General features: G+C 67.8%; 18 protein-coding genes and 1 tRNA gene. 7 read left to right on the top strand and 12 right to left on the bottom strand.

Annotation, left to right across the window (positions count from 1 at the left end; all coding sequences use genetic code 11):
- Positions 1 to 56: 56 nt before the first annotated feature.
- A complete protein-coding gene (locus GDIA_RS00650) occupies positions 57 to 926 on the top strand; it encodes a methyltransferase domain-containing protein (RefSeq protein ID WP_012552970.1) in 870 nt (289 codons plus the stop codon).
- A gap of 34 nt (positions 927 to 960) precedes the next feature.
- Here the strand turns inward: GDIA_RS00650 and moaA are convergent, their stop codons facing one another.
- From moaA to GDIA_RS00625, 5 genes are all read right to left on the bottom strand, one after another.
- Positions 961 to 1,977, bottom strand: a complete 1,017-nt coding sequence (moaA, locus tag GDIA_RS00645; protein WP_012552969.1) for a GTP 3',8-cyclase MoaA — start codon at positions 1,975 to 1,977, stop codon at positions 961 to 963.
- Between the two features lie 10 nt (positions 1,978 to 1,987).
- Positions 1,988 to 2,173 (bottom strand): DUF3553 domain-containing protein, encoded by a 186-nt coding sequence (locus tag GDIA_RS00640; protein WP_012225506.1) that lies wholly within the window; start codon positions 2,171 to 2,173, stop codon positions 1,988 to 1,990.
- Between the two features lie 85 nt (positions 2,174 to 2,258).
- Positions 2,259 to 3,668, bottom strand: coding sequence for a phosphoglucomutase/phosphomannomutase PgmG (gene pgmG / locus GDIA_RS00635; protein ID WP_012552968.1), 1,410 nt, complete (start codon positions 3,666 to 3,668; stop codon positions 2,259 to 2,261).
- 5 nt (positions 3,669 to 3,673) lie between these two features.
- Positions 3,674 to 4,546 (bottom strand): UTP--glucose-1-phosphate uridylyltransferase GalU, encoded by an 873-nt coding sequence (galU, locus tag GDIA_RS00630; RefSeq protein WP_012552967.1) that lies wholly within the window; start codon positions 4,544 to 4,546, stop codon positions 3,674 to 3,676.
- A 323-nt stretch (positions 4,547 to 4,869) separates the two neighbouring features.
- Positions 4,870 to 4,955, bottom strand: a tRNA-Leu gene (locus GDIA_RS00625).
- Between the two features lie 55 nt (positions 4,956 to 5,010).
- On the opposite strand from GDIA_RS00625, the gene lipB reads away from it, so the two are divergent.
- Positions 5,011 to 5,709, top strand: coding sequence for a lipoyl(octanoyl) transferase LipB (gene lipB, locus GDIA_RS00620; protein ID WP_012225500.1), 699 nt, complete (start codon positions 5,011 to 5,013; stop codon positions 5,707 to 5,709).
- 2 nt (positions 5,710 to 5,711) lie between these two features.
- Here the strand turns inward: lipB and GDIA_RS00615 are convergent, their stop codons facing one another.
- Positions 5,712 to 6,320 carry a LolA family protein gene (locus tag GDIA_RS00615; protein WP_012552966.1) on the bottom strand — a complete coding sequence of 203 codons (609 nt, stop codon included), beginning with the start codon at positions 6,318 to 6,320 and terminating at the stop codon, positions 5,712 to 5,714.
- Positions 6,317 to 6,652 (bottom strand): BolA family protein, encoded by a 336-nt coding sequence (locus GDIA_RS00610; RefSeq protein ID WP_390614205.1) that lies wholly within the window; start codon positions 6,650 to 6,652, stop codon positions 6,317 to 6,319. The genes GDIA_RS00615 and GDIA_RS00610 overlap by 4 nt, the downstream gene beginning before the upstream one ends.
- Before the next feature lie 70 nt (positions 6,653 to 6,722).
- On the opposite strand from GDIA_RS00610, the gene GDIA_RS00605 reads away from it, so the two are divergent.
- From GDIA_RS00605 to cobT, 3 genes are all read left to right on the top strand, one after another.
- On the top strand, positions 6,723 to 7,325 hold the full coding sequence (locus GDIA_RS00605; RefSeq protein WP_173363370.1) for a J domain-containing protein: 603 nt from the start codon (positions 6,723 to 6,725) through the stop codon (positions 7,323 to 7,325).
- Between the two features lie 152 nt (positions 7,326 to 7,477).
- A complete protein-coding gene (cobS, locus tag GDIA_RS00600; protein ID WP_012552965.1) occupies positions 7,478 to 8,509 on the top strand; it encodes a cobaltochelatase subunit CobS in 1,032 nt (343 codons plus the stop codon).
- Positions 8,510 to 8,524: 15 nt separating this feature from the next.
- Complete coding sequence (gene cobT, locus GDIA_RS00595) at positions 8,525 to 10,426, top strand: cobaltochelatase subunit CobT (protein WP_012225481.1); 1,902 nt, start codon at positions 8,525 to 8,527, stop codon at positions 10,424 to 10,426.
- 21 nt (positions 10,427 to 10,447) lie between these two features.
- Here the strand turns inward: cobT and GDIA_RS00590 are convergent, their stop codons facing one another.
- The gene (locus GDIA_RS00590) at positions 10,448 to 11,890 is read right to left on the bottom strand and encodes a pyridoxal phosphate-dependent decarboxylase family protein (protein WP_012552964.1); all 1,443 of its coding nucleotides are present in this window, start codon (positions 11,888 to 11,890) and stop codon (positions 10,448 to 10,450) included.
- Positions 11,891 to 12,017: 127 nt separating this feature from the next.
- On the opposite strand from GDIA_RS00590, the gene GDIA_RS00585 reads away from it, so the two are divergent.
- The gene (locus GDIA_RS00585; protein ID WP_012552963.1) at positions 12,018 to 12,821 is read left to right on the top strand and encodes an alpha/beta fold hydrolase; all 804 of its coding nucleotides are present in this window, start codon (positions 12,018 to 12,020) and stop codon (positions 12,819 to 12,821) included.
- On the opposite strand, the gene GDIA_RS00580 is transcribed toward GDIA_RS00585, so the two are convergent.
- The gene (locus GDIA_RS00580; RefSeq protein WP_012552962.1) at positions 12,818 to 13,804 is read right to left on the bottom strand and encodes a bile acid:sodium symporter family protein; all 987 of its coding nucleotides are present in this window, start codon (positions 13,802 to 13,804) and stop codon (positions 12,818 to 12,820) included. The genes GDIA_RS00585 and GDIA_RS00580 overlap by 4 nt on opposite strands.
- A 117-nt stretch (positions 13,805 to 13,921) precedes the next feature.
- Here GDIA_RS00580 and GDIA_RS00575 point away from each other — a divergent pair, with 117 nt between their 5' ends.
- Complete coding sequence (locus GDIA_RS00575; RefSeq protein ID WP_012225473.1) at positions 13,922 to 14,845, top strand: hypothetical protein; 924 nt, start codon at positions 13,922 to 13,924, stop codon at positions 14,843 to 14,845.
- Between the two features lie 14 nt (positions 14,846 to 14,859).
- On the opposite strand, the gene GDIA_RS00570 is transcribed toward GDIA_RS00575, so the two are convergent.
- Genes GDIA_RS00570 through GDIA_RS00560 form a run of 3 tightly spaced genes read right to left on the bottom strand, consistent with a single transcriptional unit; the run spans position 14,860 to position 19,491 of the window.
- A complete protein-coding gene (locus GDIA_RS00570) occupies positions 14,860 to 15,654 on the bottom strand; it encodes an SDR family NAD(P)-dependent oxidoreductase (RefSeq protein WP_012225471.1) in 795 nt (264 codons plus the stop codon).
- 58 nt (positions 15,655 to 15,712) lie between these two features.
- Positions 15,713 to 19,183 carry a transcription-repair coupling factor gene (gene mfd, locus GDIA_RS00565; RefSeq protein ID WP_012552961.1) on the bottom strand — a complete coding sequence of 1,157 codons (3,471 nt, stop codon included), beginning with the start codon at positions 19,181 to 19,183 and terminating at the stop codon, positions 15,713 to 15,715.
- Positions 19,180 to 19,491 carry an FAD assembly factor SdhE gene (locus GDIA_RS00560; protein ID WP_012225465.1) on the bottom strand — a complete coding sequence of 104 codons (312 nt, stop codon included), beginning with the start codon at positions 19,489 to 19,491 and terminating at the stop codon, positions 19,180 to 19,182. Before GDIA_RS00560 ends, mfd begins: the two co-directional genes overlap by 4 nt.
- Positions 19,492 to 19,535 lie beyond the last annotated feature (44 nt).

The raw sequence follows: 19,535 nt of genomic DNA, 5'->3' as shown, positions 1-19,535 counted from the left end.
TATCGCCCCATCCATCACGCAAAGGTGCCATTGGCATCCTCCATCCGGAAGAGCACATGCCGTCCATGAATGATCCCGTGATTTTCGACCGGCGCGCGGTGCGTCGGCACCGCGATCGCGCCGCCCCGATGGTGCATGAGATCGCCCCCGTCCTGGAGGAGGTCGCGGACCGGCTGCTGGACCGGCTGGACGACACGACCTATCGCTTCACCGCCGCGCTGGATATCGGGGGGCGCGGCGTGGTGGCCCCGCGCCTGCGCGCCCGGGGCATCGGCAGCGTCGTCTCCTGCGATCTGTCGCCGCGCATGGCGCGGATCAACGGCGGAACGGTCCTGTGCGCGGACGAGGAATGGCTGCCCTTCGGTCCGGGTTCGTTCGACCTCGTCGTCGCCAACCTGTCGCTGCATTGGGTCAACGACCTGCCCGGCGCGCTGGCGCAGATCCGTCACGCGCTGAAGCCGGATGGACTGTTCCTGGCCAGCCTGCCGGTCCTGCCCAGCCTGTCCGACCTGCGCCGCGCGCTGACCGAGGCGGAAGCGGCCCTGACAGGCGGGGCGACGCCGCGTGTCTCGCCCTTTCCGGACCTGCGTGACTGCGCGGCGCTGCTGCAACGCGCGGGGTTCGCCCTGCCGGTGGCCGACGCCGAAACGGTGACGCTGGCCTATCGCTCGCCCTTCCGCCTGCTGCAGGACCTGCGCGCGGCGGGCGAGACCAACGCGCTGGTGCTACGCAGCCGGCAATTCACCCAGCCGGACCTGTTTCCCGCCGCCTTCGCCGCCCTGGCATCCGCCGCCGGAGACGATCCGCTGTCCGTGCCGCTGCGCCTGGCCATCATGACTGGCTGGTCGCCCGATGCCAGCCAGCCCCAGCCGCTACGCCCCGGCCAGTTCACCGTGTCGTTGGAAGATGCGATCAAGAAAATATAATAACAGACTGATTATACAATATTGTCTGTCTATTTTACCCGCCGGTGACGCTCATGTGCCTGCGGATGGCGGCGGGGTCGTCTGCGTGGCGCCCGATCAGGAAGTCATGCCCTTTCGGCTTGCGCTGGATGGCCGCCTGGACCAGGCGCAGCAGGTCGGGATCGGTGGTGCCGTCGCGTAGCGGCTGGCGCAGGTCGGTGGCCCCTTCATGCCCCAGGCAGGTATAAAGCTGGCCGGTGCAGGACAGCCGCACCCGGTTGCAGCTTTCGCAGAAATTATGGGTCATCGGCGTGATCAGGCCGAGCTTGCACCCGGTCTCGCCCACCCGCAGGTAGCGCGCCGGCCCGCCCGTCCGGACCGTCAGCGGTTCCAGCGTCCAGCGCCGCGCCAGGTCCGCGCGGACGGTGGACAGCGGCAGGTAACGGTCGGACCGGTCCTCGCCCGTGTCCCCCATCGGCATGGTTTCGATCAGGCAGAGATCGGCGCCGATTTCCCCACACCACGCCAGCAGCGTGTCGAATTCGTCGTCATTCACGCCGGCCATCGCGACGGTATTGATGCGAATGGCCAGCCCGGCCGCCCGTGCCGCGCGGATTCCTTCCAGGGTCTGCTCCAGCCGACCCCGCCGGGTGATACGCTGAAATCGTTCAGAATCAAGAGAGTCCAGGCTGATATTCACACGTTGTACCCCCGCGCGGGCCAGGGCGTCGGCGTGGGTCGCCAGATGCGATCCGTTGGTGGTCAATGTCAGTTCGTCCAGATGGCCGTCGCCATCCGTCCGATGCAGCCACGTCCCCAGGGCCGCGAAGAACCCGTCGATATCCCGGCGAACCAGCGGCTCCCCGCCCGTGACGCGGATGCGCGTCACGCCGTTGCGGATGAAGGCGGCGCAGAGTCGCTCCATCTCCTCGAAGGACAGGATTTCGGCCTTGGGCAGGAAGGACATGGCCTCCGACATGCAATAGACGCATCGCATGTCGCAGCGGTCCGTTACCGAGATTCGCAAATAAGAGACTGTCCGGCCGAAGGAATCGACGAAAGGCTTACCCATGATCCGGCCTTCAGGAAATGACGGTCAGCATGATGACCGAGGCATCGATCAGGATCTTGCCCTGATGTTCGAAATTGACCGTCACCCGATGGGCAACGGCCGACTGCACCTGGCCCCGTCCCCATTCCGGATGGTCGGGATGGACCACGAACTGCCCCGGCTCGAGAAACGAACGGAAAGGTGGAATGACCGGCATCTGTCCTGCGGACCTCCACGGCGCGGCAGGATACCAAGCCACGCCCGAATGTTCAAAGCCCCAATAGTCTCCGGTCCCTGCCCGATCAATGCCCGGCATCGTCTCCGGAGAAATCGGGCGCCGCGACGCCGGATCGTTCAAGTTGCGCGACCAGCGCGGCCTTCAGGCGGTCCAGCCCGGCATGGGTGTTGCCTTCGGCGCGTGCGACGAGCGCCGGCTGGGTGTTGGAGGCCCGCAGCAGCCACCAGCCATCCGGGGTAGTCACCCGGACGCCGTCGATCATCGAGACAGCGCCGCCATCGACCTTCAGGCGCGCGGCGACGTCCTCGATCACCGAAAATTTGCGGGTGTCGGCGCACTCGAACCGCGTTTCGCGCGTCGAGATCGTCACCGGCAGCGCGGCCCGCACCGCCGAGAGCCTTGTTTCCATATGGGCCACGAGGCCCAGAAGCCGGATCGCGGCATACAGCGCATCGTCGAAGCCGTACCAGCGATCGGCGAAAAAGACGTGCCCCGACATTTCGCCGCCCAGCGGAGACCCGGTCTCCGCCATCTTGGACTTGATCAGCGAATGGCCGGTGCGCCACATCAGCGGTGTGCCGCCGGCCCGGGTGATTTCGTCGAACAGGGTCTGGCTGGCCTTGACGTCGGCGATGATCGTGGCGCCCGGATGATGACGCAGCATGTCGCGCGCCAGGATGACCAGGAGCTGGTCGGCCCACACGATCTCACCAGTGTCGTCGACAACGCCGATCCGGTCGGCATCGCCGTCGAAGGCGATGCCGATATCGGCCCCGGTCTCGCGCACCGTGGCGATCAGGTGTTCCAGGTTCCGCGCCACCGTCGGATCGGGATGATGGTCGGGAAACGTGCCATCGACGGCGCCGTTCAGCAGCACATGGTCGCCCGGCAGCCTGGCCAGCAGGTCGGCCAGGATGTCGCCGGCGGCGCCGTTGCCGTTGTCCCAGACGATTTTCAGCCGACGCCCGCCGCCGTCCCAATCCGCCATCAGCCGCGCGACATATGCCCGGCCGACATCGACATCGCGCACCGTGCCGGCCGAAGCCGCCACGACATCGCCCCGGGCCGCGAGATCGCCCAGTTCCGCGATCTGCGCGCCGAAGAACGGGCTGCCCGACAGCATCATCTTGAAGCCGTTATAGTCGGGCGGATTATGGCTGCCCGTGACCATGATCGCACCGTCCGTCTCCAGCGTGACGGCGGCGAAATAGAGCATGGGCGTCGGGCCGCGCCCCACCCGCAGGATTTCGAGACCCGAGGCCGCGGCGCCGCGAACCAACGCTTCCTCCAGCATCGGCGAGGACAGGCGGCCGTCATAGCCGACCGCGACGGTCCGGCCGCCCGAGCGGGCGACGATGCTGCCGAATGTCCGGCCGATCGCAAATGCGTCCTCGGGGCGCACCGTCCTGCCCACGATTCCGCGAATGTCATATTCGCGCAGGGTCGTGGGATCAAAACGATGCGTGAACGACACGGACCTCAGCCGGTATAGTTTTTCAGGAACGCGCGCACCGCGTCACCCAGGTCCGGACGGTCGATCGAAAAGGCGATCTGCGCCTCCAGGTAGCCGACCTTGTTGCCGCAATCGAAGCGGCGGCCCTCGTAGCGCAGGCCATGGAACGGCGCGTGGCCGATGACCTTGGCCATGGCGTCGGTCAACTGGACCTCGCCGCCCGCGCCGCGTTCCAGCTTCGACAGGTGCGGCATGACGTCCGCCGTCAGGATATAGCGCCCGATGATCGACAGGTTGGACGGCGCATCCTCGGGCTTCGGTTTTTCGACCAGTCCCTTGACCTCGACCAGGCGCCCGTCATCCTCGCCGGTCTTCAGGATGCCGTAGCGATTGGTGTGTTCGCGCGGGACCTCGGTTACCGCCAGCACATTGCCGCCGGTCTGGTTATAGACGTCGACCAGTTGCTTCAGGCACGGCACGTCACTCTTGACCACGTCGTCGGGCAGCAGGATGGCGAAGGGATCGTCACCGATGAAGCTGCGCGCGCACCAGATCGCATGGCCCAGGCCCAGCGGTTCCTGCTGGCGGACGGCGCTCAGCGCCCCGGCCTCGATGCTGGTGGGGCCCAGGGCTTCCAGCGCGTCCAGCTTGTTGCGCTCGCGCAGCGTCGTCTCCAGTTCGAAGGCGACGTCGAAATAATCGATCAGCGAATCCTTACCGCGACCGGTGATCAGGCAGAATTCCTCGATTCCGGCCGCGCGGGCCTCATCGATCGCATACTGGATCAGCGGTCTGTCGACGACGGGCAGCATTTCCTTCGGCATCGCCTTGGTCGCAGGAAGAAAGCGCGTACCAAGGCCGGCAACAGGAAGTACGGCTTTTCGCAAGGGTTTGATCACAAGCGTCACCTTCTATCCACGTTATGACTCAGAACATTCAAACGTTTCCGCCGTTTGCTGCGGCAAGGAGGCAATATCCGGTGAAACGGTCGCGTTTGAAATGCGTCCTGCCGTCAATTACGCAAGAAAAATGACATATATGAGGCAAAGCAGCGCCTTCGGCCGTTTTCCTGACCGGTCACCGTCAACAATTCAACGATGACACGCGGCACAACGTTTCCAGAATCGGAAAAAATTTTAAGATCCGCGCGCACGCTGGAACCTGTGGCGCAGCGATCCATATTTGCTTTTCCGGGGAATCAGGGCCGGCAGAACCGGATGTCTGGTGCGGTCGAGAAGACTCGAACTTCCACGGGGTTGCCCCCACAAGCACCTCAAGCTTGCGCGTCTACCATTCCGCCACGACCGCACCGTGACATCGGACATCGCCTGAGCGATACCGTGCGACGGAGGCCGTATAAACGATGCATGATCGACGGGCAATGACCGAAAAGACGATTCTCTGGAATTCCAGCCCCGGCCTGGTTCCCTATCCCGACGCGATCGCCGGGATGGAGCATCAGGTGGCGGGAATCCGCGACGGCAGCGCCCCGGAACGGGTCTGGCTGCTGGAACACCCCCCCACCTTCACCGCCGGAACCTCCGCCCGGGACGAGGATTTGTTCAATCCGCATCATTTCCCGACCTATGCGGCGGGCCGCGGCGGGCAATGGACCTATCACGGGCCGGGACAGCGGGTGGCCTACGTGATGCTGGACCTGACAGCCCCGCACGGCGTGGTGCCGGCCCGGGACCTGCGGGCCTATGTCCATACGTTGGAAGAATGGCTGATCCGTACCCTGCGCCGCTTCGACGTGACGGGCGAACGCCGCGCGGACCGGATCGGCGTGTGGGTCGTGGATGCGCGCACCGGGGCGGAAAACAAGATCGCGGCCCTGGGGGTGCGGGTTTCGCGCTGGACCTGCTGGCACGGCGTGGCGCTGAACGTGGCGCCGAACCTGGACGATTTCGGCGGCATCGTCCCCTGCGGGATTCGCGAACACGGCGTGACCAGCCTGCATGCGCTGGGCCACAAGGTGAGCCTGGGCGACGTCGACGAGGCCCTGCGCGCCACGTGGCAGGACCTGTTCGGTAGCGTGCCGACCCCGATCGGCACCGCCTGACGCTACAACTCCGCCGTCAGCGAGAAGAAATCCGCCGGAAATGCGGTACCGGTGCGCTGGTCGGTCAGATGCAGGCGCGTGCGGTTGTGGCGTTCGTCCAGGATGTCGATGGCGACCAGCGACAACTGCCCGGCGAAATCCGAAAAGCCCAGCGTCAGCAGGCCCTGGGACGGATTGGCGGTGCGGGCCAGCGAGACCTGCAGCACGTGGTCGCCATGCTGGATCGCGGTGACCGTGACCTCGCCGCCCAGATGCACCGGCGTGGCCAGAAGCAGGCCCAACGGCTGGCGCGACAGGTTCATGCGCGTGACCGACTGGCGCACCGCGTCGCGGAAGACCAGATGCCCGCCGGCCGCGACCAGCCGCATGCGGTGCGGCGTATCGTAATCCAGGCGCAGGTACCCGGGATCGTAGGACAGCGTCCCTTCCCCGACGCCGCCATCCGGCCACGTCTGCGCCACATGGGCGCTCAGGCCCCGCGTGGTGTTCAGGTAGCGCTCGATCCGCGCGACGTCCCGCCCGCCGACCGGCCCCGGCGCCGCCTGGCACGCCGCCAGGGCCAGCGGGGCCGTCAGGACCAGGCGCCGGGTGGGACCATTGCGCACGATCACGCCCCGGCGGTCCCGGCGGCCAGCGCGGCGTGTTCGTCGGGCGTGCGCAGGGTCAGCGACAGCGCATGCAGGCCGGACGCGAATTCGTCCGCCAGCAGGTCATGAACCAGGCGCGACCGCTGAACGCGCGAAATGCCGCCGAAAGCGCCGCTGACGAGCAGGATATTGTAATGGGTCTCGCCCGTCGTTTCAGGCCCCCGTCCCGCGTGACGCGCGCCGGCATGGCCGGCATGGCGGGCGCTGTCATCCTCGATTTCCAGGATCGCGGGCGTCAGGCGCGCATGCAGGGCCTGGCCGATTCGCGTCGCGCGGTTCCGTTCTGTGTCACTCACTGGTCTGTCCTCTTCCTGGCTGGCGCGCTTGGCTCTTGCACGAATACGGTCCGGACGCACATAACGCCAGATGATGACGAGAAGGAACACACGACACCGGGCCTTCGATCCCGATCCGGATGCGCCGGAACGGTGCTGCGACATGGCCGGCTGCGCCGAGGCCGCCGGATATCGCGCCCCCCGGTCGCGCGATGCCCTGAACGAGTATTTCTGGTTCTGCCTGCCCCATGTGCGCGAATATAATTCGCGGTGGGACTTCTATAAAGGCATGTCCCCCGGCCAGATCGAGGCGCATATCCGCGACGACGTTTCATGGAACCGGCCGTCATGGCGACTGGGACAGCGTGGCGCGCATTTCTCGGAAGAGGATATCCTGGACCCGCTGGACCTGATGAACGGCGGGCGCCGGCCGGCGGCGCGGCGCGCGGCCTCGGCCCGCCCGGAGGTGCCCGAAGCCCTGCGCCAGCCGCTGGACACGCTGGGCCTGGACTGGCCGCTGTCGATGGACGAGTTGAAACTGCGCTACAAGGACCTGGCGCGCCGGCACCATCCCGACACCAACGGCGGCGACCGCGAGGCGGAAGAGCGCCTGAAAAGCATCAACGTCGCCTATACCGCCCTGCGCACGCACCTGGCATCCGCGCGGGCCGCGGACCTGGAAAGAACCGCGTAGGCATGGCCACGCGGGCGATCCGGTCTATAGTGGACCCGGAGACGCCGAAGCCCCGAACCCGGACATCGAATTCCGGGACGCCGAAGACCATATGACACGGACCGTCGCCACGGCGCGCGGCGGGACCAACCAGCCGTGACGGATGCACCCCGATGAATGACCTCGCCACCCTGACCGCCGGATCGACTGCCGAAAACGGGGATGACCTGCCGCCGATCTCGGTCCTGTCCGCCCCCGACCGCACGGTCTCCGCCCGCGATGTCTTCGGCATCGACAGCGATCTGCAGGTGCCCGCCTTCTCGGTGCGGACCGATCACGTACCGGATGCCGATCCGACCTATCGCTTCGATCACGACACCACGCTGGCCATCCTGGCCGGCTTCGCCTTCAACCGGCGCGTGATGATCCAGGGCTATCACGGCACCGGCAAGTCGTCGCATGTCGAACAGGTGGCGTCGCGGCTGAACTGGCCGTGCGTGCGCATCAACCTGGACAGCCATATCTCGCGCATCGACCTGATCGGCAAGGATGCCATCGTGCTGCGCGACGGCAAGCAGGTGACGGAATTCCGCGAAGGGCTGCTGCCCTGGGGGCTGCAGCACCCCTGCGCCCTGGTGTTCGACGAATATGATGCCGGGCGGCCGGACGTCATGTTCGTCATCCAGCGCGTGCTGGAGGTCGAGGGCCATCTGACGCTGCTGGACCAGAACCGCGTGATCCGCCCGCACCCGTTCTTCCGCCTGTTCGCCACGGCGAACACGGTGGGCCTGGGCGACACCACCGGCCTGTATCACGGCACGCAGCAGATCAATCAGGGCCAGATGGACCGCTGGAACGTGGTCACCACCCTGAACTACCTGCCCCATGCCGAGGAAACGGCCATCGTCGTGGCCAAGATGGCCGTCGATCCCAGCGATGCCCCGGCCCGCAAGCGGATCGAAAGCATGGTCGCCCTGGCCGACCTGACGCGTTCGGGCTTCATCGCCGGCGACATCTCGACGGTCATGTCGCCGCGCACGGTCATCAGCTGGGCCGAGAATGCCAGGATCTTCAAGGATCTGGAATTCGCCTTCCGCGTGTCCTTCCTGAACAAGTGCGACGAGGCCGAGCGTCCGACGGTGGCGGAATATTACCAGCGCTGCTTCAACGTCGACCCCACCGGCACGGCGCCGCGCGCGCGCTGATCGGCCCGGGAAGCCATGCGCGACCGCAAGGACACCACCCAGTCCGCACGATTGGCCGCCGCCGAGCGGGCCGACGTCTTCAAGCGCGCGACCGTTGGCGCGCTGCGCGCGCTGGGCGGCCGGGCGACGGCCGAGGTCACGTTCCAGACCGGCCCGATTCCGCCTGCGGCGGCGGTCAGCGGCGATCACGTCCGCCTGCCGCAGCCCGCCCTGCAACTGGCCGAGGCCGATATCCGGCGCGTGCGCGGCGCGGCGGATGCCGTGGCGCTGCAACTGCGCCATCATGACGTGACGATCCACAACGCGACCCGGCCGGAGCAGGCCGATGCCCGGCTGGCCTATGACGCGCTGGAACAGGCGCGGGTCGAAAGCTTCGGCGCGCGCCACATGGCGGGAGTCGCCGCCAATCTGCGGAATCAGGCCGAGCGGGACTATCACGACAGGGGTTATGACCGGGCGCAGGCGCGCGACCAGATTCCCGTGCAGGTTGCGCTGTCGCTGCTGGCGCGCGAACGCATGACGGGCGAGCCCGTGCCCGAGAGCATGCGCGCGATGGCCGAACAGTGGCGTGCGCATCTGGGCCCCTCGGCACTGCGCGCGCTGGACGACATGGCCGCCCATCAGGACGACCAGATGGCGTTTTCGCGTGCCGCGAAGCGGCTGCTGGTCGCCTGCGAACTGATCGAGGGCGAGGCCGAGATCGAGGAGGACGAGGACGGCGACGACAGCGCCCCCTCGGACGAGACCGAGGAAGAACCGGGCGAAGCGCCCGAGAAGCCGCAGCCGCAGGACGAGGACGCCAGCGGCCAGCAGGAAGACGAGACCGGCCTGCAGCCCCAGTTGGCGCAAGGTGCGGGAGCCGGCGACGACAACCCCGACGAGTCCGAACCCGGCGGTACAGCGGGGTCCGAGGAAGCGGGCGGCCCACGCGGCACGGACGATCAGGAAGCGACCGATCCGGCGTCCCTGTATCATGCCTTCACCACCGCGTTCGACGAGGAAATCGCGGCCGAGGATCTGTGCGACGCCGACGAACTGGCCCGCCTGCGCCAGCAGTTGGACCACCAGTTGCTCAGCCTGCAGGGCGTGGTGTCGCGCCTGGCCAACCGGCTGCAACGACGCCTGCTGGCACAGCAGACGCGGGCGTGGGAGTTCGACCTGGAGGAAGGCATCCTGGATGCCGGCCGGCTGTCGCGGGTGGTGGTCAACCCGACGCTGTCGCTGTCCTACAAGCACGAACGCGACACCGATTTCCGCGACACGGTCGTGACCCTGCTGATCGACAATTCCGGATCGATGCGCGGCCGGCCGATTTCGGTGGCCGCGATGTGCGGCGACATCCTGGCCCGCACGCTGGAACGCTGCGCGGTGAAGGTCGAGGTCCTGGGCTTCACCACCCGGGCCTGGAAGGGCGGGCAGAGCCGCGAGCGCTGGGTGGCGCAGGGCAAGCCGGCCAATCCGGGGCGGCTGAACGATCTGCGGCACATCATCTACAAATCGGCGGACATGCCGTGGCGCCGGGCGCGGAAGAATCTGGGCCTGATGCTGCGCGAGGGGCTGCTGAAGGAAAATATCGACGGCGAGGCCCTGCTGTGGGCCTGGCGGCGCCTGCAGGGCCGGCCGGAAAGCCGGAAGATCCTGATGGTGATCTCGGACGGCGCGCCGGTGGATGACAGCACGCTGTCGGTCAATGCCGGGTCGTATCTGGAAACGCACCTGCGGCAGGTGATCGCCCAGATCGAAAACCGCAGCGGCGTCGAACTGGTGGCCATCGGGATCGGCCATGACGTGACGCGCTATTACCGCCGCGCGGTCACGATCTCCGACGCCGAGGAACTGGGCGGCACGATGATGCAGAAGCTCTCCGAACTTTTCGATGAAAAGGTCGCTGTCGCGGGTCGCCGCCGAATCGCCTGAAACAATAGGGTTTCCAAAGGGCTAGGCCCTTTGGCCGAGCCCTTGCCTTTCCTGGGCCAGCCGCAGCACCGCATCGACCATAAGGTCGACATCCGCCGCCACGGTGCGGTGATTGACGATCGCGGCGCGAATGGCCTTCACCCCACCCACCATCGTCGTGGAGGGCGCGGCGATGCCGGATTCGTGCAGGTCCTTGACCAGTTCGCCGTTCAGCCAGTCCAACTCCACGTCCGGAACGCGCACGCGAAAGCAGACGATGTTCAGCCCGACCGGTGCCAGGCGTTCCAGCAGCGGCTCGCGATCCACGCGCCGGGCCAGATGGGCCGCGACGGCGCAGCATTCGTCGACCATCTGCCCCAGGCGGACGGTGCCGTAGGTGCCCAGCGTCATCCAGACCTTCAGGGCACGAAAGCCGCGCGACAGGTCCGGCCCCAGGTCGCAGAACCAGGGCGCGTTGCCCGCCAGGCCCCGGTCCTCGCGCGACAGATAGGCCAGCGATTGCGCGAAGGCCGCCGCCTGGCGCCCGGGTTCGCGCACCAGGATGCAACCGGCATCGTACGGCACCTGGGCCCATTTGTGAAAATCGAATGCCAGGCTGTCCGCGCGATCCAGGCCGCGCAGATGCGGGCGCAGCGTGCGGGACAGCATGGCCAGCGCGCCGAAGGCGCCGTCGACGTGGAACCAGATGTCCTCTTGCCCCGCGATGTCGGCGATGGCGCCCAGGTCGTCGATCGAACCGGTATCGACCGTCCCGGCGGTGCCGATGACGATGAACGGCTCGAAACCCTGCTGCCGGTCGGATTCCACGGCGGCGCGCAGGGCCTGGATATCCATGCGATGGGTCGAATCCACGGGGATGATGCGCAGCGCGTCGGTCCCCAGTCCCGCCAGGTCGAAGGCGCGGGCGATGCAGCCATGGGCGGTGGCGGCGGCATAGCCGACCAGTTGCCGGCCGCCGACGCCGCGCTGCCGCAGGGTGATGCCGTCCGCGACCGCGCGGCTGGCGGTGATGACGGCGATCATGTTGGCCATCGAGGACCCGGTGACCAGCACGCCCGTCGCATCGGCGGGAAAGCCCATGATCTCGGCGGCCCAGCCGATGACCGTACGCTCGATTTCGACCGGCGCGTGGTCGCGGCCGCCGCAATTGGCGTTCAGCCCGCCGGCCAGCAGTTCGGCCAGCATCCCCACCCCCGTCCCGCCGCCATGGACCCAGCCCATGAAGCCCGGATGGGTGTTGCCGGTGGCATAGGGGGCGATCTGGTCGCGAAACCGGTCGTACAGCGCTTCGGGCGGCGTCGGGGCGGCCGGCAGGTCGGTATGCAGGGCGGTACGGATTTCCGGCGGCATCGGGCGCCAGACCGGCCCGTCACGCAGGGTCGCCAGCCGGTCGATCATGTCATCCACCATGCGGTGCCCCAGGCTCCGCAGGTCGTCCCAGTTGTCGGGGTCCAGTCCGGTCATAAGCGGCTTCGTTTCCTGTTACATCCTAGCGGCCCCGACTGGCATTGTCGGGCCGGCTCTGTCCAATAATCGACGATATCCCTATATGTGCCCCTATCGGCGCATCGTGTCTGCAATGGATCCCTGCATGTTTTTCGGGCAACTCGAACTGATGGAACTGGCGTGGGGGGCGGGACAGTGCCGCGCGCGCCTGGGCGGCAAGGGCCCGTTGCTGGTCTTCCTTCACGGCCAGGTGCAAAGCCACGTGGCGTGGCATGCCGTTGCCCCGGCCTTCAGCCGCACGCACACGGTGCTGTGTCCCGACCTGCCGCATCATTTCGATTTTTCGCAGCAGGCGCGCGACCTGCTGCGGGCAGCCCACGCGCTGGGGCATGACCGGCTGGCCATCGTCGGGCACGGAACGGGGGGGCATGTCGCCGCCCATGCCGCCGCCCAGGCGCCGCATCGGGTCACGCATGTGGCGGAAATCGAATGCATCCCCTCCCCCAGCCACCACGGGCGCACCGACCTGGCCTTCGAACTGTCGCAGTACCAGGCCTGCTGGTTCGCGCAGCTTCACCCCAAGCCCGAATCGGCCACGGTGACGATCCCCGAGGCCTGGACGCGGCCCGAACCGGATTCGGCCGGACCGTTCAACCGGTCCGCCGTGGCCGATTACCTGGACAAGGTGCCGCCGGGCCAGTCGCCGGGGGCCACCGGCCATTTCCGCATCCCGCCCTACCCGGCGGACCTGCGGATCGGCTGTCCCGTGCTGGTGGCATGGTCGCGCGACGGGCGGCTGGGCGGCTGGTACGATCCCACCGACCTGTGGCGCCCATACGCGACCGGACCGGTCACGGGCGTGGAACTCGCCTGCGGATATTATATCCCGGAAGAGGCCCCGCAGGCGCTGGCGGATACGCTGACATCGTTCCTGGCCCCGAAGGCCTAGGCGCGCTCCACCACCGCTTCGGCTTCGGCAAGCCGGTCATGGGCCGCGGCGTAGCGGCGGGCCAGGACGGCGCAGACGAAAAGCTGGATCTGGTGATAGATCATCAGCGGCAGGACCACGAGGCCGACGGTGGCCGGTGCGAACAGCACGTTGGCCATCGGCACGCCGGAGGCCAGGGTCTTCTTCGACCCGCAGAAGACGATCGCGATTTCGTCCTCGCGGGGGAAGCCCAGGACCCGGCTGCCCATCGTGGTGGCCAGCAGGACGGCGGCCAGCAGCACGCCATCCACCACCATGACCAGGCCGATCTGGGACAGCGGCAGCTTGTGCCACAATCCCTGGACCACGGCCTCGCTGAACGCCGTGTAGACGACGATCAGGATCGATCCCCGGTCGGTCATGGACAGCAGCCGCTTGTTGCGGTGGGCCCACGCCCCCAGCCAGGGCTGCAGCACCTGCCCCAGCACGAAGGGCAGCAGCAACTGCATCATGATCGCCAGCACCCCGCCATGGCCCGATGCCGCGCCCTGGCGTTCCAGCACCAGCCCGGTCAGGACCGGGGTGATGAAGATACCCGCGATGTTCGACGTGGTGGCGGCGCACACGGCGGCCGGAACATTGCCCCGCGCGATCGAGGTAAAGGCGATCGAGGACTGCACCGTGGAAGGCAGGCAGCACAGGAACAGGATGCCCAGCCAGACCGATTGATGCAGCAGATGCGGAAACAGCGCGTGCAGGCCCATCCCCAGCAGGGGAAACAGGGCGAACGTGCACAGCAGGATTGCCAGGTGCAGGCGCCAGTTCACGATGCCGCCCAGCACGGCCTGCCGCGACAGGCGCGCGCCCTGCAGGAAGAACATCACGGCGATGACCGCGATCGCCAGGTCCTGGAACATCGGGACGGCGGCGCCGTGGCACGGTACGATCGTGGCCAGCAGCACGGTGCAGATCAGGCTGAGCAGGAACGGGTCAGGCTTGAACATCGAAAGGGTCCCGGTAAAGCGGAAGAAACGCAGGCGGCACGCGGCCTCGCCTAAGCCACAGTCCCGTGCCAAAGAAGGAGGGAATAAAAGCGTAATGTGCGGGCTGAGGCGATGACCATGCGAATTCTTTCCCTCTCGGCGGTCCTGGCCGGCCTGCTGGCGGCAGCCGGTCCGGCCGGCGCGACCCCCCTGCCCGAGACCTGCGCGCAGGCCCGGACGGGCGGCCTGTCGGTCTCGGGGAACGTTGCCGCGGCCCGCGATTATGTCCTGCGCTTTTCCCCGGGGGGCGAGGCTCCCTCTCTTCATGCCCGCATGGTGACTGTCAAGGGCGGGGACGCTGCGGGGACCGACGCGCGCGATATCCTGAACGCGGCGTCGCTGGTGCTGCTGGGGGCGCTGACGAACCATCATGGCGCCGGATGCCCGTCCGAATATTTCGCCTCCAGCGTGGGCCCGCTCCTCAACGGGCTGAAGGCCGGACAGGGCTATGACGTGGCGTGGACGGCGCCGGTCGTGAACAATGGCGGCGCCCGCCTGTCCTTCGCCGCCCTGCACCTGCATCTGGGGGGCGCCGAACTGGGCGGGCCGGTCGTCGTCGCGCTGGATGTCAGGGACGCGCAGGCGAGCGGCAACACCGTGCTGGCCTCGCTCCTGCCGCAGCAGGCACGGTCGAACTTCTCGATTCCGGCGCAGTCGCTGGGCCCGCTGCTGGCGGCAACCGCCGGCCATCCCGCGCGCAGCGTGCTGGTGCCCGTCACCATCACCACCCTGATGGCCCAGCATGGCGACCTGCGGCTGAACGGTCGCGGCACCGCCATGCTGACCGGCAACGCGGACGCGAATTCCGCCGCCGGGCATCTCAGCCTGAGCAACCTGCCCGAACTGATCGCCACCCTGCGCGCGGCCGGTCAGGCCCGTGCCACGACCGCGCTGATCCTGGCCAACCTGGTCGGCCGCCACGCGGACGCGGACACGTCCTGGGATGTCGAGTGGCAGGGCGGGGTCCTGACCATCAATCAGATCCCTTTACCACTCCGCTAAGGGGCTGGCCGGAACTAACCCGGATGACGGAGCAGGCCGCCTTCGACGCGCAGGGTGGCGCCGGTGGTGGCCGAGGCCTGCGGCGAGCAGACATAGGCGACCATGCTGGCGATCTCCTCGGGCTCCGCCAGGCGGCGGATCAGCGAGGTGGGACGGTGCGCGGGAATGAATTCGTCCACGACATCCTGCACCGTGCGCCCGCTTTCGCGGGCCGCCTTCTCGAACATCTCCATCACGCCTTCGGTGCGCGTCGGGCCGGGCAGCACCGAATTGACGGTGACGCCGGTTCCCGGGACGCTCTCGGCGATGCCCCGGGCGATCGCGACCTGCGCGGCCTTGGTAAAGCCGTAGGCGATCATGTCGGCCGGGATGTTCAGCGCCGATTCGCTGGAAATGAACACCACCCGGCCCCATTTCCGCTCGACCATGCCGGGCAGGTAATGCCGGGTCAGGCGCACGCCGCTCATGACGTTGACGTCGAAGAAGCGCTGCCAGTCGGCGTCGGACGTCTTCAGGAAGTCTTCCTGCTCGAAGATGCCCAGATTGTTCACCAGGATGTCGGCCTGGGGGATGGTGCGGATGAAGCTGTCGATCCCCTCGCCGGTTCCCAGGTCGCCGGGAACCCCGCGCAGCCGGGCGGTGGGCATGCGGACGCGGATATGGGCCATGGCCTCGTCCACCCGGGCCTGGCTGCGGCCGTTGACGATGACTTCGGCCCCGGTTTCGGCCAGGGCCACGGCAATGGCCAGCCCGATACCGGCCGTCGAGCCGGTGACGATCGCGCTCTTGCCCGCCAGATCAATCTTCATCTTGCCTGTCCTTCAGTGTTGTCGTCGCGATGGTATGTCGTGATCAGGGGCCAGGGGGTCAGGCCGCCTTCTCCTGACCCGCGAGGCGGCCCAGCGTCTGGACCGTGTCCTTGGCCAGGCGAATGCGCTGCGCGTTCGTCATCTCCCGCACCAGGGCCAGCTTGTGGTCCGGGCGCAGGCGGACATTGCCTTCCTTATGTGCCGCGATCCAGGTCACCAATCCACCCGGGTTGGCGAAACTGTTACCGCGGAACTGGATCACCATGCCCTTCGGCCCGGCCTCCAGCCGCTCGACCCCGGCCTCGCGGCACAGGCGCTTGATCGCGACGACGTCCAGCAGGTTGCGCACCTCGTCCGGCATCGTCCCGAACCGGTCGACCAGTTCCGCCTCCATCGCCTCGATTTCGGCGTCATTGGCCAGCCCGGCGATGCGCCGGTACAGGCCCAGCCGGACCGGCAGGTCGGGCACGTAGGTTTCGGGGATCAGAACCGGCAGGCCCAGGATGATGTTCGGGGTCCAGTCGCGGTCCTGCGCCTTGCGCCGGCCCTTTTCGACCCGCAGTTCCGCGACCGCGTCCTCCAGCATCTGCTGGTACAGCTCGATCCCGACCTCGCGGATATGGCCCGATTGCTCGTCGCCCAGCAGGTTGCCCGCCCCGCGCAGGTCCAGGTCGTGCGACGCCAGGGTAAAGCCCGCCCCCAGCGTATCCAGGGTCTGCATGACCTCCAGCCGCTTTTCGGCGGCGGCCGACAGGACATGGGTCTGCGGCCAGGTCAGGTAGGCATAGCCCCGCTGCTTGCCGCGCCCGACGCGGCCGCGCAACTGATAGAGCTGCCCCAGCCCGAACATGTCCGCGCGATGGATGATCAGCGTGTTCACCGCCGGCATGTCCAGCCCGCTTTCCACGATGTTGGTGGACAGCAGGATGTCGTATTTGCCGTCGCTGAATTCGGTCATCACCCGTTCCAGCTCGGTCGGGGTCAGGCGGCCATGTGCCTGGACCAGGCGCGCGTCGGGCACGATGTCCTGCAGGCGGGCGGCCATGCGGTCCAGATCCTCGATCCGGGGCACGACGCAGAAGATCTGCCCGCCGCGAAACCGCTCGCGCTGGATCGCCTCGCGGATCACCACGCTGTCGAACGGCATGATGAAGGTCCGCACCGCCAGCCGGTCGGTGGGCGGGGTCGCAATCAGGCTCATCTCCCGCACGCCGGTCAGGGCCAGTTGCAAAGTACGCGGCAGCGGGGTGGCCGACAGGGTCAGCACATGCACGTCCTCGCGCAGCGCCTTCAGCTTCTCCTTGTGCGCGACGCCGAAATGCTGCTCCTCGTCGATGATCAGCAGTTCCAGGTCGGCGAACTGCACGCCCTTGGCCAGCAGCGCGTGGGTGCCGATGACGATGTTGATCGTGCCGTCGGCCAGCCCCTTGCGCACGGCGGTCGCCTCCTTGGGCGTGACCATGCGCGACAATTGCGCCACCGTGATCGGCAGGCCGGAGAAACGGGCCGAGAAGGTGCGGAAATGCTGTCGCGCCAGCAGCGTGGTCGGCACCACCACCGCCACCTGGGCGCCGGACAGGGCGGCGACGAAGGCCGCGCGCAGCGCGACCTCGGTCTTGCCGAAGCCCACATCGCCGCACACCAGCCGGTCCATCGGGCGGCCCGACCCCATGTCCTCCAGCACGTCGGCGATGGCGCGGGACTGGTCCTCGGTCTCGACGAAGGGGAAGCGCGCGCAGAACTCGTCCCACATCCCCTCGGCCGGGGTCATGCTGGGGGCCTCGCGCAACGCGCGCAGGGCGGCGGTGCGGATCAGTTCGCCCGCCATGTCGCGGATGCGCTGCTTCATCCGGGCCTTGCGGTTCTGCCACGAGGCCCCGCCCAGCTTGTCCAGCGCCACCCCCGCCTGGTCGGACCCGAAGCGGCTGAGCAGTTCGATATTTTCGACCGGCAGGAACAGTTTCTCGTTCCCGTCATAGATCAGGCGCAGGCAGTCATGCGGCGCGGTGCCGACGCCGATCGTCTCCAGCCCGTCATAGCGGCCGATGCCGTAATCCTGATGGACCACCAGGTCGCCCTCGGCGATTTCCGACGCCTCGGCAATGAACTGGTCGGCCTTCTTGCGCCGGCGCGGCGGGCGGGAAATCCGCTCGCCCAGCAGGTCCTGCTCGGACACGAAGGCCAGGTTGTCGGCGATGAAGCCACGTTCCAGGCCCAGCGTCAGCAGGCCCACGGTGCCGGGCGGCAGATCCTGCGCGCGGGCCCAGCCATCGAACGTCTCGACCCGCATGCCGTGCTCGCGCAGCAATGTCGCGATCCGCTCGCGCGATCCCCGGGTCCAGGCCGACACGTAGGCGCGGCGCCCGGTCTCGGCCCATTGCCGGACCTGCGTATCCAGCATCGCGAACACGTTCTCACGCGCCCCGCCCCCCGCGACGCTGGCGAACAGGATGCCCGGCCGCCCCCCGGCATCCACGCCCCCGGCATTGTCCGGACGGGCGAAGGGGCTGAACAGCATCACCGGGTGGCCGGACAGGATTCCGTCCCATCCCTTGCGGTCCAGGTACATCAGGTGGGGCGGCAGCGCGCGGTACGGGACTTCGCCCTCGCGCACCGGCTGGCGCCGGGCCTCGAAATGATCGGCGATCATCTCCAGCCGCGCGGCCAGGACGTCCTCGACCTGATGGGCCAGGATGATCGACACGCCCGGCAGGTAATCGACCAGCGTTTCCAGATGCTCGTGGAACAGCGGCAGCCAATGTTCCAGCCCGGCATGGCGCCGCCCGTCCGACACATGTTCATAAAGCGGATCGGAGGCCGCCGCCGGCCCGAACAGGTCGCGCCAGCCGGTCCGGAAGCGCGAGATGCTGGCCTGGTCCAGGGTGAAATCGGCCACCGGACGCATGACGAACCGGTCCAGCCGGTCCGACGAGCGCTGGGTGGCGGGGTCGAAGCGGCGGATGTTCTCGACCTCGTCCCCGAACAGGTCCAGCCGCACCGGCTCGGCCTCGCCCGAGGGGAAGATATCGAAGATGCCGCCGCGGGTGGCGAATTCCCCCGGTTCCATCACCGTGTCGGTGCGGTTGTAGCCGGCGGCCACCAGCAGGTCGATCAGCAGGGCCTGGTCCAGGCTGTCGCCGGCGGCCAGGGTCAGGGACTGGCCGCGAAAGGCGGCGCGGGGCGCCACGCGCTGGACCAGGCCGCCGACCGTGGTCAGCACGATGCGCGGCGCCGTCGCCGGTTCCAGCAGCCGCGTCAGGGTGGCGACGCGTTCGGCGACGATCGCCGGATTGGGCGACACGCGATCGTACGGCAGGCAGTCCCAGGACGGAAAACGCAGGATTTCGGCATTGGGGGCGACGAAGGACAGCAATTCGCCGATCCGCGCCATGCCGGCATCGTCCCGTGCGACATGCAGCACGGGCCCGTCATGCTCGCGGGCCCGGCGTGCCACCAGAAAGGCGTCGAATCCGTCCGGTGCCCCCCAGATGGTGGCCCAGCCGGCGTGTTCCGTCCCGGGTGCCCTCATCGTTCTCCCCGGATCGCGGCCTGCCGGGCGGGGTCGTTGGCGTCGGCCATGATGGCGCGCATCATCGGCCCGTCGACTTCGGCGGGCACCGGCTTGCGGCCGCTCAGCCAGTCGGCCAGGTCGGCGTCGGGCAGTTCCATCACCTCTTCCAGCGCGTCCATCTCGGCGTCCGTCAGGCCGGCCAGGCGCGGGGCGACGAAGCCGCCGATCAGGATGTCGGTTTCATGCGTGCCGCGATGCGTGGCCCGGAAATAGAGCCGGCGACGGCGCGGATCGAGGTTCGTAAGGTCGGGACTGTCGATGGACATGGTACCTGCCCTGATATGGTTTCGTTTTGTTCCTTCGCGTCGCT

Origin of the sequence: Gluconacetobacter diazotrophicus PA1 5, assembly GCF_000021325.1 — a bacterium.
In the GTDB taxonomy this organism is placed as follows: domain Bacteria; phylum Pseudomonadota; class Alphaproteobacteria; order Acetobacterales; family Acetobacteraceae; genus Gluconacetobacter; species Gluconacetobacter diazotrophicus.
This window is presented reverse-complemented; position numbering and strand designations above follow the sequence as displayed.

Coding starts and splice junctions, on each gene's coding strand:
- lipB (WP_012225500.1), top strand. CDS start 5,011: ATGCATGATCGACGGGCAATGACCGAAAAGACGATTCTCTGGAATTCC.
- GDIA_RS00560 (WP_012225465.1), bottom strand. CDS start 19,491: ATGTCCATCGACAGTCCCGACCTTACGAACCTCGATCCGCGCCGTCGC.
- GDIA_RS00575 (WP_012225473.1), top strand. CDS start 13,922: ATGCGAATTCTTTCCCTCTCGGCGGTCCTGGCCGGCCTGCTGGCGGCA.
- GDIA_RS00580 (WP_012552962.1), bottom strand. CDS start 13,804: ATGTTCAAGCCTGACCCGTTCCTGCTCAGCCTGATCTGCACCGTGCTG.
- mfd (WP_012552961.1), bottom strand. CDS start 19,183: ATGAGGGCACCCGGGACGGAACACGCCGGCTGGGCCACCATCTGGGGG.
- GDIA_RS00590 (WP_012552964.1), bottom strand. CDS start 11,890: ATGACCGGACTGGACCCCGACAACTGGGACGACCTGCGGAGCCTGGGG.
- cobT (WP_012225481.1), top strand. CDS start 8,525: ATGCGCGACCGCAAGGACACCACCCAGTCCGCACGATTGGCCGCCGCC.
- GDIA_RS00650 (WP_012552970.1), top strand. CDS start 57: ATGCCGTCCATGAATGATCCCGTGATTTTCGACCGGCGCGCGGTGCGT.
- GDIA_RS00605 (WP_173363370.1), top strand. CDS start 6,723: ATGATGACGAGAAGGAACACACGACACCGGGCCTTCGATCCCGATCCG.
- moaA (WP_012552969.1), bottom strand. CDS start 1,977: ATGGGTAAGCCTTTCGTCGATTCCTTCGGCCGGACAGTCTCTTATTTG.
- GDIA_RS00570 (WP_012225471.1), bottom strand. CDS start 15,654: ATGAAGATTGATCTGGCGGGCAAGAGCGCGATCGTCACCGGCTCGACG.
- GDIA_RS00640 (WP_012225506.1), bottom strand. CDS start 2,173: ATGCCGGTCATTCCACCTTTCCGTTCGTTTCTCGAGCCGGGGCAGTTC.
- cobS (WP_012552965.1), top strand. CDS start 7,478: ATGAATGACCTCGCCACCCTGACCGCCGGATCGACTGCCGAAAACGGG.
- GDIA_RS00585 (WP_012552963.1), top strand. CDS start 12,018: ATGTTTTTCGGGCAACTCGAACTGATGGAACTGGCGTGGGGGGCGGGA.